The sequence below is a fragment of the Laceyella sacchari genome, from assembly GCF_004343255.1.
In the GTDB taxonomy this organism is placed as follows: domain Bacteria; phylum Bacillota; class Bacilli; order Thermoactinomycetales; family Thermoactinomycetaceae; genus Laceyella; species Laceyella sacchari.
Genome location: NZ_SMDD01000001.1, coordinates 226,176 through 242,444, shown reverse-complemented (window position 1 = coordinate 242,444; position 16,269 = coordinate 226,176). Strand labels below are relative to the sequence as shown.

Annotated in this window: 16 protein-coding genes; 1 reads left to right on the top strand and 15 read right to left on the bottom strand. The window is 44.4% G+C overall.

Annotated elements, in window-relative coordinates; translation table 11 throughout:
- Positions 1–45: 45 nt before the first annotated feature.
- Entirely contained in the window at positions 46–573 is a 528-nt protein-coding gene (locus EDC32_RS01215) for a PadR family transcriptional regulator (RefSeq protein ID WP_022737916.1), read from the bottom strand.
- A 124-nt stretch (positions 574–697) separates the two neighbouring features.
- On the opposite strand from EDC32_RS01215, the gene EDC32_RS01210 reads away from it, so the two are divergent.
- A complete protein-coding gene (locus EDC32_RS01210; RefSeq protein ID WP_132219697.1) occupies positions 698–1,918 on the top strand; it encodes a cytochrome P450 in 1,221 nt (406 codons plus the stop codon).
- A gap of 84 nt (positions 1,919–2,002) precedes the next feature.
- On the opposite strand, the gene EDC32_RS01205 is transcribed toward EDC32_RS01210, so the two are convergent.
- The 14 genes from EDC32_RS01205 to EDC32_RS01140 all read right to left on the bottom strand — a co-directional run bounded on the left by EDC32_RS01205 (position 2,003) and on the right by EDC32_RS01140 (position 16,202).
- Positions 2,003–4,408 carry a heavy metal translocating P-type ATPase gene (locus EDC32_RS01205; RefSeq protein ID WP_132219696.1) on the bottom strand — a complete coding sequence of 802 codons (2,406 nt, stop codon included), beginning with the start codon at positions 4,406–4,408 and terminating at the stop codon, positions 2,003–2,005.
- 80 nt (positions 4,409–4,488) lie between these two features.
- Positions 4,489–4,689, bottom strand: coding sequence for a copper ion binding protein (locus tag EDC32_RS01200; RefSeq protein ID WP_132219695.1), 201 nt, complete (start codon positions 4,687–4,689; stop codon positions 4,489–4,491).
- A gap of 198 nt (positions 4,690–4,887) precedes the next feature.
- Positions 4,888–6,006 carry a sensor histidine kinase gene (locus EDC32_RS01195; RefSeq protein ID WP_246026813.1) on the bottom strand — a complete coding sequence of 373 codons (1,119 nt, stop codon included), beginning with the start codon at positions 6,004–6,006 and terminating at the stop codon, positions 4,888–4,890.
- Positions 6,007–6,012: 6 nt separating this feature from the next.
- Positions 6,013–6,699 (bottom strand): response regulator transcription factor, encoded by a 687-nt coding sequence (locus tag EDC32_RS01190; RefSeq protein WP_132219694.1) that lies wholly within the window; start codon positions 6,697–6,699, stop codon positions 6,013–6,015.
- Between the two features lie 131 nt (positions 6,700–6,830).
- The gene (locus EDC32_RS01185) at positions 6,831–8,063 is read right to left on the bottom strand and encodes a cell wall-binding repeat-containing protein (protein WP_132219693.1); all 1,233 of its coding nucleotides are present in this window, start codon (positions 8,061–8,063) and stop codon (positions 6,831–6,833) included.
- 147 nt (positions 8,064–8,210) lie between these two features.
- Positions 8,211–8,828, bottom strand: coding sequence for a DUF2306 domain-containing protein (locus EDC32_RS01180; RefSeq protein ID WP_132219692.1), 618 nt, complete (start codon positions 8,826–8,828; stop codon positions 8,211–8,213).
- 263 nt (positions 8,829–9,091) lie between these two features.
- The gene (locus EDC32_RS01175) at positions 9,092–9,721 is read right to left on the bottom strand and encodes a DUF2238 domain-containing protein (protein WP_132219691.1); all 630 of its coding nucleotides are present in this window, start codon (positions 9,719–9,721) and stop codon (positions 9,092–9,094) included.
- 240 nt (positions 9,722–9,961) lie between these two features.
- The gene (locus EDC32_RS01170; RefSeq protein WP_132219690.1) at positions 9,962–11,464 is read right to left on the bottom strand and encodes a PH domain-containing protein; all 1,503 of its coding nucleotides are present in this window, start codon (positions 11,462–11,464) and stop codon (positions 9,962–9,964) included.
- A complete protein-coding gene (locus tag EDC32_RS01165) occupies positions 11,451–11,930 on the bottom strand; it encodes a PH domain-containing protein (RefSeq protein WP_132219689.1) in 480 nt (159 codons plus the stop codon). Before EDC32_RS01165 ends, EDC32_RS01170 begins: the two co-directional genes overlap by 14 nt.
- A gap of 198 nt (positions 11,931–12,128) precedes the next feature.
- Positions 12,129–12,407 (bottom strand): hypothetical protein, encoded by a 279-nt coding sequence (locus tag EDC32_RS01160; RefSeq protein ID WP_342774488.1) that lies wholly within the window; start codon positions 12,405–12,407, stop codon positions 12,129–12,131.
- 44 nt (positions 12,408–12,451) lie between these two features.
- On the bottom strand, positions 12,452–13,168 hold the full coding sequence (locus EDC32_RS01155) for an MFS transporter (RefSeq protein WP_259436719.1): 717 nt from the start codon (positions 13,166–13,168) through the stop codon (positions 12,452–12,454).
- Positions 13,169–13,491: 323 nt separating this feature from the next.
- Positions 13,492–13,818, bottom strand: a complete 327-nt coding sequence (locus tag EDC32_RS01150) for a YnfA family protein (RefSeq protein ID WP_132219686.1) — start codon at positions 13,816–13,818, stop codon at positions 13,492–13,494.
- A 730-nt stretch (positions 13,819–14,548) separates the two neighbouring features.
- Positions 14,549–15,184 carry a hypothetical protein gene (locus EDC32_RS01145; RefSeq protein ID WP_132219685.1) on the bottom strand — a complete coding sequence of 212 codons (636 nt, stop codon included), beginning with the start codon at positions 15,182–15,184 and terminating at the stop codon, positions 14,549–14,551.
- Positions 15,185–15,245: 61 nt separating this feature from the next.
- Positions 15,246–16,202 (bottom strand): threonine ammonia-lyase, encoded by a 957-nt coding sequence (locus tag EDC32_RS01140; protein WP_132219684.1) that lies wholly within the window; start codon positions 16,200–16,202, stop codon positions 15,246–15,248.
- Positions 16,203–16,269 lie beyond the last annotated feature (67 nt).

Here is a 16,269-nt window from a genome sequence, read left to right as displayed (position 1 = left end):
CGTTGGATTTCGCCGGGAGGCATCTGATCGACGATGATGCTGACATCAACCCTTTATCTCGAGCGTTTCCCCTTTTTGTCGCAATGCCTCAATCCAGGCCAATTCATGTTCAACCTGAGACTTTTGAAAACGAACCACTTCAATCACATAAGGTTTTTTAGGATGAATCGCTTCAATATGGCGGTAGAAGTCAAGCTTTTTCTGCAACACTTCTTGTCTCTTCATAAGAATCTCCTGTTGCATATCTTGTTCCAACCAGTCAAACAATGCCACTCGCACCAAAAATTCAGATTGGTTGGCAGCCAATTTGCTTGGGAATTCCCGGATCATTTCATTAAATATCTCTTCCCCGACATCAGTTATAAAGTAGACATGTCGATTTGGTTTGCCTTCAACCTTGACAACTTCTTTGGAGATGGCTCCCATCTCCAGAAATCGGCGCAAAGTAGGGTACAACAGGTTATTATTGATTTCAAATTCCTCACCGAGCGCCTCTTGAATGTTTTTCTTTATCTCATAACCATGTTTGGGGCCTGTCAGGAGTTGTCCCAAGATTAAAATCTCTGCATACACTGTCATCACCCATTCTGAATTCTTTGTGAAAATGGTTTTCTGGCACTTATTTAATATGTTAAATTAACATAGGTTGGCATATGTATATTTAACATAGGTCATTTTAACACAAGGAGGGATTGTAATGCGTTCAACGAGTAAAACCATCCTTTTGCACGAAATATCCAAGCTCAATTCAAAACTGGACCAATGGAACCCTTTTTCCTGGTATAAACAAATGAGAGAACATAACCCGGTGTTTTATGATGCCGAACAAGACGTCTGGAATGTGTTTTTGTATGATCATGCCAAACGCGTGCTTTTTGATCACCAGCTATTCTCCAACAAAAAAGAACGCAGTTTAATTCCCGTTCCCAGAGTGAATAACCGAAGCAATGTCAATTTTTGCGATCCACCGGAACACCGGCATCGCCGAGCCCTCCTCGCCCAAGCGTTTACACCTCGAAGCCTGAAAGAATGGGAACCGCGGATCCAAGCCATTGCTGACGAGTTGGTCGCAGATATGGAAGGTCAGACGACGGTGGACATTGTGCAACAGCTGGCTATTCCCCTGCCCGTGATTGTCATCGCCAAATTGTTGGGTGTCCCTTCCCAAGACAGAGAAAAGATCAAAGCCTGGTCAGACATTCTCTTTTACCCCTATGAGAGAGAAGCGTTTGGTGACATCGCCGACAAGAAGGCGCGAGCCATGAAAGAATTCCAAGAGTACTTGTACCCCATCGTGCAAGAAAAACGGAAACATCCCGCCGATGACATCCTCTCTGACTTAACAAAAGCGAATTTAGAAGGCGAACAACTGACAGATATGGAAGTGGTGATGTCCGGCATAGGACTCTTAGGCGCGGGAAATGAAACCACAACCATGCTGATCTCTAATATGTTTTACTCCATGTTGTTTGACCAACCAGGCATCTATCAGGAGATGCGAGCCGATTCAACAGCGATTCCCAAGTTGGTTGAAGAAGTGTTGCGCTACCGGTTTCCTGTTGCCATAGATCGCCAAGTGGCTCAAGATACCACCGTCTTTGGGCACAAGATGAAAAAAGGACAGATCATCATCGCGTGGATGGGTTCCGCAAACCGAGATGAATCGCAATTTGCCAATGCAGAAACATTCGATATTCACCGCCCTAACAATCAAACGCATCTCACCTTTGGTGCCGGCCCTCATTTCTGCTTGGGCGCTCCGCTGGCTCGTATGGAAGCGAACATCGCTTTGTCCACCTTTGTAAAACGATTTGCCGACATTCGCCCGGTGGAAGCGTTTGACGTGACCGAACACCTGATTCAATCGGCCACAGGCCAATCCCTGAAGAGTTTGCCGATCTGCGTAGAAACGGCTTAAACGCTTGTTTGTCCGTATAACAATCACTAGTCAACTACTCCAAACCATTTTGTGAATGCGGGATCACTGGCTCGTGATCCCGCTTTATACCTTCACTCTCTGCAAGCGCAATGCATTTAACACAACCGAGACAGAACTAAGCGCCATGGCAGCACCGGCAACCCAAGGTGCGAGCAACCCAAACGCGGCCACAGGGATGCCGATCACATTGTAAGCAAAGGCCCAGAAAAGGTTTTGCTTAATGTTTCTCATCGTTTTCTTGCTCATTAACATAGCGTCGGCGACACTGTTTAAATCTCCGCGGATCAGCGTGATGTCAGCTGCTTCCATGGCCACATCCGTGCCTGTCCCCATCGCCATGCCAATATCTGCCACGGCAAGAGCTGGTGCATCATTAATCCCATCTCCGACCATGGCCACTTTTCTTCCGCTTTGTTGCAGCTTTTTCACTTCTTCGGCTTTCCCCTCAGGCAACACCTCAGCCAAGACCCGGTCAACTCCTACTTCCTCACCAATCGATTGCGCCGTCCGCTGATTATCCCCCGTGATCATGATCACTTCGGCTCCCAAGTCATTTAAACGGCGAACAGCTTCTTTAGAGGTCGCTTTCACCGTGTCAGCGACAGCCAGCAAACCGGCATACTGCTTGTCAACAGCGACCAGCATGGCTGTTTTTCCAGCGGATTCAAGCTGAGACATCCGGGGTGAAATCTCTTCTACATCTACTTGATGTTTTGCCATCAACTTCCTTGTCCCGATCAAAACTTCTTTGCCTTGAACGGTTGCACGCACCCCAAAGCCGGGGAGCGCTTCAAACGCTTCCGCACGTGCAATGGAGATACCCTTCTCTTGAATCCCTTCCACAATCGCCTCCGCCAGTGGATGCTCAGAAAGTTTTTCTGTGGACCCAACCAAGGCAAGAAATTCCGTTTCGTCCATTCCTTCAGCCGGAATCACATCCGTCAGTTGCGGCTTGCCCATCGTGATCGTTCCTGTTTTATCAAGAACAACCGTATCGATTTGTTGGGTCGTTTCAAGATGTTCCCCGCCTTTGAACAAAACACCCAGCTCCGCCGCCCGTCCGGAACCTGCCATGATCGAGGTGGGAGTGGCCAAGCCCAAGGCGCAGGGGCAGGCGATCACCAGCACAGCAATCGCTTTTTCAAGAGCATTTGCGAATTGCCCCGGATCAACAAGCAAATACCACACCAGAAACGAAACGGAAGCTATCGCAACCACAATCGGCACAAACACCCCTGAAATTCGATCCGCCACCCGTTGGATCGGCGCTTTGGATCCTTGTGCTTCTTCTACCACTTTGATGATTTGCGCCAATGACGTGTCCTTCCCCACCCGGGTCGCCTTCACAACCAAGCGTCCATGCTTGTTGATCGTGGCACCGATCACGGTATCTCCGATTCGTTTTTCAGCAGGGATGCTTTCCCCTGTCAACATGGATTCGTCAACAGCTGATAAGCCATCAACTACTTCCCCATCAACCGGAATTTTCTCTCCCGGCTTGACAATCAGCAGGTCACCGACTCCCACTTGTTCTATCGGAACGCTTTCCTCTTTGCCGTCACGGATCACCAACGCCGTTTTTGCTTGCAATCCCATGAGCTTCTTGATCGCTTCGGAAGACCGTCCTTTGGCTCGAGCTTCAAACAGTTTGCCAAGAATGATCAGCGTGATAAGAATCGCGCTGGTTTCATAGTACAATTCCATCTGATGCGTGCCGTGCCCTATCGATTGAACCGTTAGATAGATACTGTAAAAATAAGCAGCCGACGTACCAAGCGCCACCAACACGTCCATGTTGGCGCTTTTGTTTCGCAACGCTTTATACGCACCAACATAGAAATGTCCGCCGATAATAAACTGCACCGGTGTGGCCAGAGCAAGCTGAAACCATGGATTCATAAACAGCTCGGGTAACCAAATCCATGAAGTGAACGTAAAGTGGCTCACCATCGCCCACAATAACGGAAAAGAAAGAATAACTGAGAATAAGAACTTTCGTTGCTGTTTTTGGATTTCTTTCTGCCGTTGATCCTCTTGAATGCCTTCATCTTTAACCTTCGCTTGGTAACCCAATTGTTCTACTTTATTGATGAAGTCTTGTACATTTGCTTCATCGGGTTGATACTCGATTCTGGCCGTTTCCAAAGCGAAATTTACTGTTGCTTTGCTTACGCCAGGCACTTTGTTTAATCCCTTTTCGATCCGATTCGCACAAGCGGCGCACGTCATGCCGCTTAATTCGAGTTCAGCCGTTTCTTTCACTGTCTCAAAACCCAGGGACGCAATCTTTTCTTCCAGTGCCAAGAGGCTGACAAGCTCCGGATCATAAGAAATAGTGGCCTTCTCCAAAGTGAAATTCACATTGGCTTCAGTCACTCCATCCATTCGTTTCAGAACTTTTTCGATCCGATTGGCGCAAGCAGCACACGTCATGCCAGATATCCGTATGTTCGCTTGTCTAGTGTACATGCTCCAATCCCCTTTCGCGGCTCCAACATACCGCTACGGGGTATATTGGAGCCTAAAAAAATGCCCTCCAATAAGAGGCGTTACATCACATCATATCCTTGCTCCTCAATCACCTCTTTAATCCGCTCCACGCTTAGGTCATTCTCATCAAATTCCACAGTGACGGTCTTGTTGGCCAGATCAACCACGGCATGTGCATGCAGTTTCTTCAATGCGCCTTCAATCGCATTGACACAATGGCCGCAAGACATGCCTTCTACCTGCAATTCAACTTTTTTCATTTTGCGTACTCTCCTTTTATCTCATCGTTAACGTTAGTGTCTCCATCCTGCCGGCCGACTACTACTTTTCACATGAATTTAAGCAGCATGTGTTCTTGCAACTAGATTTCACCAGGTCAAATCAGGCACGATTCATTGCGTGTTCTCTGCTTACCCCCAATATACTATACCCCCATAAGGTATGTAAAGACGTATTGTTCAATTTGGATTTTGTCCGTTCCCTTCCTGTTTGCACCCAACAGCCACAGCAGGTTGATCCTTGTTTAACATGATTACCACACGCGTTCCTTCATTTAGGTTACTTTGGATTTCTACCGTTCCTTCATGCGCTTCCACCAACTTTTTCACGATCGTAAGGCCAAGCCCGCTACCACCCGACTTTCGGCTACGCGACTTGTCCACGCGATAAAACCGCTCAAACACTTTTGCCGTCTCTGAAGCGGGCATTCCCACGCCTGTGTCTTTCACAATGATGCATGCTTTGCCATCTTCTTCTTTCACCTCGATGGAAACTGCTCCGCCTGGTGGTGTGAATTTCAAAGCATTGGACAACAGGTTAATCAATATTTGCATGATCCGGTTCCGATCAACACATACGGGTATCTTAGTCGAAATTACCTTCTTCAATTGAATGTTCTTTGTCCGAAATGCGGTTTCCATCGCTTTCACACTTTGCTCGACTATCTCTCCCAAACACTCTCTTTTTTTGCTCAATGTGAATCCGGGTGATTCCACATTGGTTAATTGCTCCAAATCCCCAACCAGATGAATCAATCGCTCCAATTCTTCGTGGCAAGACCGAATTCGTTCCGGCGTCGGTTCCCAGATGCCGTCCTCAAATGCTTCCATGTGGCTCTTCAGAGTCGCAAGTGGCGTCCGTAGCTCATGCGCAATGTCCGAGGTCAGCATGCGCCTTAATGCTTCTTGTTTTTTCAGTTCCTCCGTCAAATGATTCAATGCTTGTCCCAACTCTGACAATTCGTCTTTACCTTCCAAATGGACCCGCATCTCCAAATTCCCCTGGGTGATTTTCTCCGCCACCTTTCTCATTTCAATCAAAGGGGCAGCAATCTTTTGGGCGACATAAAAACTGATCACTACAGCCAAGATGATCGTGCCCACCGACGTCCACACTATCGATTGAATCAAGGCCTGTTCGAAGTGATGGCTTAAATTGATCACTTGCGGGTTGGGCAATGGAATCTCTTTTAAAAACATGGACAAATGATAATGCATACCCATGATGAATATGGCAGCAGACAAACAGATCATTCCAGACGCCACCCAAACAAAGGCCCACGCCAAGCGCTTTTTCACACTTACTCACCCCTTCGACGCAAACCGGTAACCAAAGCCATACACGGTTATGATATACTGTGGCTTTTTAGGGTTGGGCTCAATTTTTTGTCTCAGATTTTTGATATGCTGATCAATGATGCGGTCATCGCCCATATAACTCATGCCAAACGCTTTTTCAATCAACTCCTCACGGGAAAAGGAGCGATCGGGATGACGGGCAAGGATCAACAACAGCTTAAACTCGGCTGGTGTTAAAGAAACCGCCTCTCCTCTTATAAACACTTCTTTCCTGTCCGTGTCTATCATCAACTCCCCGTCCCGGTAAGAGATACGCGACGCCAACAAGTCCTGATGCGAACGGCGCAAGATGGCTTTTAGGCGGGCCACCACTTCCCGGGGACTAAACGGCTTAATCACATAATCATCCGCACCTAAAGCAAATCCCTCAATCCTGCTCCCTTCCGAGATTTTTGCCGTCAACATCAAAATCGGAACAGGCGATTGCCCGCGGATGCGCTGACAGACCGTTTCCCCGGAAACATCCGGCAACATCAGATCCAGGATTACCAAATCAGGCGCTTCTTCATTAAACAACTTTAGTGCCTCAGTCCCGTTTGCCGCCTCCAGCGTTGCGTAACCTTCCTTCTCAAGGTAGGAAACCAACACTTCACGTATCTTTTCCTCATCATCCACAATCAAAATTTTTCTCATTTCTGATTCCCCATCTCCTTTTTTGCATTGGACAGCGGATCAGTTTCTCGCAAAAACGGCCCTGAAGCTACCATCCGCTCCGGGCCACTTTTTTTTAAATAAACGCCTCTTTATTTCATCCACTGATCGCTTCAGTGATGGCCACCATGGCCGCCTCCGCCCTCAGATGTAATTTCAAGCATTTGATCAATCATTCCTTGCGTGACAAATGAAATCGATTTACTGGTGCCAATCACATAGCCATGGTTATACGGACCCACGGTGGGATCATCCTTAAATGTGGGTTGCAGCCGCATGAGATATTTGTGCAGTTTATTTGAAACACCTTCTCCATCCAAGATCAGCATTGGAGCATGTTTCCCCAGATGAGCAAAAGCGGCTGTGGGGATGGCCGCGTCCACATGGTCAGCTCGATGAAACGTAAATCCATGCCCAGGTTCCGTCACACCCCAACCAAAGCCCGTGTCCTCGTCTTTATATTGGGCAAACGCAATTGCATTCTCTTCCGGATTGGCCCCGCTGATACGTGTCACTTTGCCGTATTCTTTTAATTGCTCTTCCACCGCTTTGGATATGATTTGTTCTGGCCCCAATATGTAAATGTTAGCTTTCCCCGCTCTTTTCTTCAATGCATCGACCGTCGGATTGGGGATGCTGTCTTTCTTCACATAAAGGAGGGATTCCGGCATGTGTGCAATCCAGTTGGCCGCAGGCAAGGTGTATTGCGGTGCGTCCAATGAGCCGACAATCACTCCTTCAGGGAGCTTGCCGCCGCTTGCTTCGGCGTAATATGCATCCAGTTTGTTCGCCATTTGCGCCGGTTCATTCCCGGCAATGCTGTCCACCTTAAACCCTTTTTCCACCAACTGCTGCTTTACATTGGTAGCGAAATCACCAATCAATATCACCTGAACGCCGTCATTTGCTGGGCTTCCCAATGGCTTTAATCTTTGAATCTCTTTCATCGTATCGGCCGGGATGCGGTCTTTCTCAGCATAGAGCAACGGGCCGTTGTTAGGATGATGGATCAAGGTGACTGAAGGCAAATTCACTTTCCAGTCCCCTTTCAAACCCAAAATCACAGTGCTCGGCCGATTCTGATCCATGGTCGCCGGCCAAACGGTTTGTGAGGTTGTTACAGCCACCTTGACAGGATCATCATGGTTGACCCGTGTCACATTTTTCGTGTTTAGCGTAAGGAGGTTTTGCGTTACTCCTTGCTCCGTCACTCCGCTACTTCCATGACCCATCTTGCTATGATCCGTTCCTTGCATGTTGTCAGTATGGTTTCCATTATTGCAAGCCGTCAAAACGACAGCCATGCCCATCAGCAATTGAACAGACATGAGAGTGAGTCGTTTCATCTGACAGTTCCCCCTTTGACATCATTATCACCACTGTGTATATTCACGAAAATCTTAAACTAAAAATATGAGATTCTTATGAAGATGAAACGCAAAGAAACCGACTAACCTGTAAGCCAGGAGTCGGTTTCTTTGCATTTGTACATATTAAACAATCAATTTTCTCCTGATCGTCCATTCGGCAATGAGCAAATTGACCATCCAACTCAGCCAAACGGCAATCGAATAAGCCAACCCATATTCAAGCTTAAAACCATTATGCGTGATAGCCACAATTATATAAATGGTCATATTGGCGAAAGAAAGAAATAAGCTGCGAATGATCCACTTGGTGTGTTGAACCATATTCTTCTTTTTGATCGATGTGTATCCAAGCACAGTGCTTACTAACCAGAGAGTGTTTAGCAATAGAAAGCCGATCGTGCTGGGCATGCCACCAGAAGCAAAGAAAGACACATATAAGCTTGGAAAGAAATTCAACAGAATGGATAAGACATAGATTCTCCCGCTCCACTTATGAACGGGCGCAAATCTGACACGAATCCGTTTGCTCAACCCGATTGGCCCCGCAATCAAGGTTACCAAAGCGAGCAGGATATGAGCCCGGATCATCAAAATCCAGATTTCTTGATTGGTCAAAGCGACATCTTTTTTAGCTAAGAACGAATGAAACGACGGGTCAACCATAAAATTTTTGGACAGAGTATGAAGTCCCCACATCATTGCAATGAAACACAGAATGGCTATAAACAGTTTGCGCTTCATGAATACGACTCCTTATACAAATGGGATTCAGACATCATACTCAATGATAAAGAAAATCAAATGGTTGAGAAAGTGTTATTTAACACCAAAGCATATACCACTTATACAGCATACCTTTTCATTTCTTCACCAAAAAGAAATGCTGTTTGGTGAAGAACATCAAAAAAGCGCCTTCTTATGTTTAAGAAGGCGCTTGCTTTGGTTGACAATATGGCTCGAAGCCGAATCTCTGTTTTTGGAAGGGGCGAACCCTTCATTTATTTTTAACCAGAGACGCGCGTTGACATCTGTTTTTCTTTTTGAATAAGCCGATCCTGCCACCCACTCAAAAATAATAAAACAAATGTAGAGCCCAACATGGCAGAGATGATATCCCAATGCGAATCCCACTGGTCCCCTTGCGTTCCCAAAAAGTCTTCCATGTTTTCGCCCATCAACCGTCCATAGAGAAATTCGAATATCTCATATCCTGCACTAAAAAACGTACTGATGCTGATAATAAAAAACCAGACCCAACCTCTGTGAACCAGGTTTCTTCTGATCAGGATTTCTCTGAAAAAAAGAGAGGGCAACACCCCTTGCAAGAAATGCCCCAACCGATCAAAATGATTCCTCGAAAAACCACAGGCATCTTTCAACATGTCAAACAAAGGCATGCTACCATATGTATAATGCGCCCCTATCAGCATTACGATCATGCCAACCCAAGCGAAAAAGTAAGTTAAGGGAGTAAAGGGCAGTGATCGATAAGTAAAAATGAGTGCCAACAGCAACAACACAGCCGGAATCATTTCATAAAACCACAGCTTGCGATCAGCCGGCTGAATCGCAGACCAAATCCACACCCCCAATACGGAGATGATCATCAAAATATACAAAACTCGCTCTCTCATCCAGCCGTCCTCTTCTATCCTCAGATTCAGTATTATATTGGGCAAAAAAGCAATAAATCATACAATTTTTCCTCCACGGCATGCAGAGCCATTTGCGCGATTTTGACAACCGGAGACAATCCATTGTCAATTGATGCTGTTAATCTCATTCATCCAGCAGACACAAAAAGAGAAAGTCTACAAATCCGTAGACTTTCCTAAGCGAATCACCAATCTATGTCTTAGCAACAATCAATACTATCACCCATTTGCCTCGCGTGACGCACTCTGATCCACACTGGCCACGTTGGTCTCTCTCTTTGGTTTGAGCGTGTATCGATAAATCCTGTCTGCTTCCGCCAGAGGGATATGACGCAATCCCATGCTTACTTTCACTTTCCCAGAGGCCACCGCAACCCGCACAGATGCCAAGTGTTTTTTTGCTTGCAACGCTGTTTGGCGCAGGGATGCCCATTGTACGCGCCCGCGTTTAATCAACGCCGTTTTGCGGGTCACCTTTCCAAATTGCAAGGTTAAAAAGTTCTCACTTTGATTCCAACCGATCTTCCGGTATTCCATCCACCCTGAGAAGAACAATCCCAGCGGGATGAGCGGAGCCGCATAATGATACAGGCCTGGTACAAACAACCAGACTGGAATGGCAAGAAGGCATCCCAGGATCAATGGAATCCCCATGTAAGAAAACTTCGCTTTCTTTGTGAGACGGTGCAAATGACTATCCACATGATATCCTGTTAAAGGTTCCAGCATGGACAGGGCCATATCTTTTTGAACAAAGGGAAGAAGAGTGATGTTTTTTTGTGTTTCTTTATCTTGTCCATTGCGAATAACAACCGCTTCGATTGACACATATCCCAAGAGGCGAGGCAATGGCCGCTCGATGATCCACAGGGCCTGAATACGGTTTTGGGCAATCGTCCGCTTTTTCTTTTCAAACAGCCCTTGCGTGATTTCAAGTTCCCCTTTGTCATTCTTATGCAACGTGAAGTCATAATCACTTGTAAAAGTCGTCAGCAAAGAAATGGCAAATGATAAAAACAACAGAATGACAAGCGTCAGGATGATCCAGTTTGTGCCAAACCAGCTAGATAAATAATGAATCAAAAGGTTGCGATCCGCCTCTTCCGTCACATCCAAATACTTGAAGAACCCGACAGACAGGAGTGTAAACACAGCCCCGAATCTAGGGGAGAAAAGGCTGTGCAAAATCAGGTCATTCTTAGACAACCGAATCACGGACTCCCCAAACGGATCAGCGGGCTTGTCTCCGGCTTGCGCCCCCAAAACCCCACGGATGCGCTTTTCTTCTTCGCTGGAGATGCAGCTGAGAGTGATACTGGACTCCTCTCCTCCGGCGAGTTCAATGGTTAAGGTTCGCGTGGAAAAGAAATGGTCATACACGCGCACGGTAGAATCGATCGATTGAATGCGATCTGGCGTCACCCATCTTTTCTTCGTTACAAACAACCCCGATTCAATATATATCGCCTGTTCGTGAATTTCGTAAGTAAATGATCGCCATCTTAAAAAAACAACAATCAAAAACAACATCAGCAGGACCACAACAGAAACAATCCCGATGGCTAAGGAGGAAATTTGCTCACTGATGTGTTGGTGCACATATAAAACGATTAGCGGAAACAGCCAAATAAATGAGAAAGACTCCTTCACAACGGTAACCATAAAATAGAGCATAGAAACAGGATGGAGGTGGTGCTTCACTACCTTTTCAGACTTGTTCATCGTCTAACCTCACATGCTTTTCGATCTCTTTACGGATAGAATCGGCTGTTTCTTCCGCTAGCCCCGGAATTTCATGACTGCCTGCAGCTGTCGATAAGATCACGGTGGACAAGCCATACTTTTTTAAAATAGGCCCTTGTTTTGCATCAACATGTTGAATTTTCCCCATGGGAATTAATATTTTCCGTTTAAAAAAGATGCCTTTTTCGATTTGGATACTGGTTTCGCTGATGCAATACCTCCATCGCTGATATGTCCACCTCGGCACAAAATAAATATCAAACGGTGCAGAAGCGATGGTCAAACTTATTGCAACAACGAAAATCCACATCGGCCAATCCCACTGAAACGTGCAGTAAAGCAATGCAAGGCAAATCAATCCATATACAAACAAAGTGATGACACCTTCTTGCTTTTTAGCCGCCACCATTTTCGGGTCCAATCGCTTAAATTGATCGTTACTCACTTAACCCTCTCCTCGATAGGCAATTTCTTGTTGCAAGATCGAAGTTTTTCGACATTTACAACATGATTTTCCCTATTGTTTGCAATCTTGGTTTACACCTCGATCATCCCACTTTGTTTGCAATATTCCCGATTAAAACCGTTGCATAACCACTTTCGACAAGAATATCAATTTATAAATACATAAATATTTTAAAATCTATTTTTCCGCCGTCTCCAAAAACAAATGAAACTTCCCTCTCATTACTTGAGACAACCATATCACCCCGCACAACATCGACACCGCTCCACTGACAGCTCCAACAATGGGAACGCCATAATGTTCATAAGCGTAACCACTTCCTAAATATGAAACTTGCATCACACCCGTATAGGAAGAATCATAGACAGCGAAAACCCGACCGCGGATCTCATCGGTGGTAACCAGCTGAACCATATAAGTGCTTAAGGGAATAATGACTCCACCGCAAACTCTCATTAAAAATAAACATAGAGCCCCATAATAAAAATCGGTGGTTTGTGTTAACAACACAAAAAAATGGATTGGAATGCATAGGCTATACCAAAACTGGTTAAGGCCCGTTTGATATGACTGTTGATATATTTTTTGACGAAATAGGTCCCCAACAAAATCCCCAGCCCGTCAATCGCATACAGCGCCCCAATTACCAGTCCGCCCATATGATAAATGTTGTTTCCAAGATAGGGGATCAAAATGTAATATCCGCCACCAACTAACCCCCAAGTCAATCCAATCAAAATGATGTAGCGAACCAGATTATTCCGTTTCGTTTCCACAAACCCTTCTTTCAATGACTGGAGATACGGCGTTTTTTGTTCCTCCACTTTCTTACTTTCCTGGTACTTGATTTTGTATACGTAAAGCGCTGACCAGAAAAAGGACAAGGAGTTTACAATAAAACACGTCACTGGGCTAAAACCGGCCGATACGATCCCACCCAAGACCGCACCAATAATATTTACCACTGCGCTTGTTGCAGAGGAAAAAGCATTTGCTTCTGCCAAATCCTTACGGTCAACGATCAATGGCAAAAAGGCTTGTTTGGCTGGATTAAATAACACACTCATCAACCCGAAGACAAATGAACTAACATATAAGATCCATACACTTTTGAAGTAAATTGCTAATATAAAACTCAACACAAGAAAAGCTCGGACGATATCTGTCACGATCATGATGTTTTTTTTAGACCATTTGTCTACAAGTGGACTGGCAATAGACCTAAGATCACATGAGGCAATGCGCGAAATAAAAGCAACATGCCGACGGCCGAAGCGGAATTAGTCAGCTCAATACCGTTTGCGTGATCGCCACTTGATTAAACCAATCCCCCAAAAAACTGCCTGACTGTGCAAACCATAGATAACGAAAATATAGATTTCGTCGTAGCAGCCCACTCTTCACCCCATGCACCTCTTTCCAATTTGCTTAATTTCCGAAAGGCTATCTTTTGGTATTGTCTAAAATTCTATTTTCTAAATATATCCCCCAAATCCTTTCAACAAGCTTTTAGGGCGCAACATAATCTGAGAGAGATCTCTTAATTCCTTGGAGCCCAGAGTATAACGCTCACACCGATTAAACAAATGGTTGCTCCTATCCAATCATAGAGATCAGGTGTTTTCTTATCGATCCCCCAACCCCATAAAACTGAGAGCAGAATAAAAACGCCACCATAAGCTGCATATACTCGGCCAAAAGACGGAAAGGATTGGAGCGTGGCAATTACGCCATATAACGCAAGAACTACTCCTCCAAAAACACCCCAATACAATGGTTTGCCTTCTCTTAACCATAGCCATATAAGATAACCTCCACCGATTTCCGCCAAACCCGCAAAAAGAAATAATATCATGGCTTTTAACATGCTAATCTTCCCTTTCCCTTATATTGGTTCGGAATAGACTAAAACCTCCTCAAAAATTCAGAGGAGGTCTCCTTGTCAGACTAACGTTTGGGATCTAAGCGATGCAAGCCTGAATGGGTACTCATCTTTTCATTTAGGTTTCTTGCAAACACCCATTGATATTTTACCGATATTGAAGAAGTGAGCTATGTGTCGGTATCATATAAAATATAAAAAATTCCTAAAGGAACGTGGTTCAATGATCAAACATATACTAAGTAAGTTTATTCTCAGCTCTGTTTCTCTTGTTGCCCTCTCTGTCCTTGTAGGCATAGTGATTGGACAAATCCATCTAGGTCCTACAGAAAATCCATCTCAAACGCTACCCGTCTATTTGGAGAATTATTTAGTTAATTACCTTGTCGCTTTGATTATTTTTTTACTCCCACTTATTATCGTTAAATATATATTCAAATTAAGTGATTGGGTAATTATCATAACTTTCCATATGAGTTTCATCCTATTCTTTTGGGTTGTAGGTATCCCTTGTTTAGCTACCCATGCGTGCCGCTATGTTATGGAAGAACAAAATATTGTGAGTAGCGTTGTTATCCTCTTGAGTGATTTGTTGGGCAACATCCTCTAAACAAATTGGGTAATTTTCACTAATTCCAAAATCCCCGCCTCCCTAAGCTTCTCTGCTTAGAGAGGCGGGTTCAAGCCTTCATCCACATACAGCGATATTATTATCTCAAATCTTTACATTAACAATCGCAGATAAAAACCTAGCTAATTGATGCAATTCCATAAATTCCGGCTCATTGGTAATTAACTCTAAATATAGACCATCGTAACCAGCGATAATATACGAACTGGATTCTAGCATATGATAAATCGGCACAACTGCATCTACAGGAGATTTATACACTTTAAAATCCAGATGCTCATTATATGATAATTGGTAAAGGAAATGAATAGTAGCCAAATTGTAAGTTCTATTAATAATATGTCGAAGGACAGACTCATTATCAATTTTTACTCGCAAAACCTGATAAAAACCAACAAATCGATCTCCTTCATAATCGCGTTTTTTAAAGTCCTCCAAGTGTACTACTTCAAAATCAATATTTTCATGTTTAAAATCAACCATCAAATCAGGATAAACTTCAAGATACAAATATATAGGAAATTTATTTTTTTGGATAAGGAAGTTTGTAAGCACATGCTTAACTGCTTCTATTGGTCTTTTCTCATGATCAGCAGGACTAATTTGGTAAATTTTCACTCCGTTTTTCTTTTTACTTAATAAATATAATGGTGGTACGTCATCTTCTGATCCAACATCTATTGATATATCATCTATTTCTTCAATTTGTACTGTGATCATATAACATCCCTCCACCTTCACCATAACCGCTGTCATCGTGGACTTGATCCCTTTGCTTCACTTAGAGACTACGAGCTACCAGAGAAGGATCAACATTTCCACCACTAATAATAATGCCAACACGTTTATTCTTAAACGGTAACCGTTTTGACAGTAAAGCTGCCAAAGTAACTGCACCAGATGGCTCTACCACCATTTTTAGCCTGGTCATAGCAAATCTCATAGCTTCGATGATTTCATCATCATTGACAGTAACTATATTTTCTACATGTTTTTCTATAATAGGAAAGGTAAAACGCCCTGGAATCGTGGCACGTAGTCCATCGGCAATCGTATTTGAAGGTGGGATGCCAACCCTTTTGCCCGCTCTTAACGATAAAAGAGTATCATGTGCACCTTCTGGCTCCACGCCAATCACTTTAATACGGGCATCAAAACCATGTGCAGCAATAGATGTCCCGGAAATTAATCCGCCTCCACCAATAGGAACCATCATTACGTCAACTGTTCCTACATCTTGGAGCAACTCAAGTGCAGATGTACCTGCTCCCGCAACCACTCTGGGGTCATCAAAAGGTGGAATAATAGTCATCCCCTTTTCTTCTGAAAATTTCCTGGCGATTGCTTCACGATCCTCATTCATCCGATCATAAAAGACTACCTCACCCCCATACTCTTTCATCGCTTCTTTCTTTATTGAAGGAGAATCTATTGGCATATAATTTACAGCAAGTATACCCAATTCTTTTGCAGCCAAAGCAACAGCTTGCGCGTGATTTCCAGATGAGAAAGCAACGACTCCTCTTTTTTTCTCTTCTCTTGATAACTGACTGATCGCATTATACGCACCTCGAAATTTAAACGCACCCCCACGCTGGAAATTTTCGCACTTCACATACACTTCTTGATCACTCATCTTATTCAAGATACGTGAGGTCACAACTGGCGTTCGATGAGCTACACCATTTAATCGTTCCAACGCCTCTAGAACATCAGAAAAACTAACATTTCGTTTCATATGGCACTCCCTCATTCCCTCGGAATAGTTATATTATAGATAATTATTCGAAGTTTGAAGTGGTATA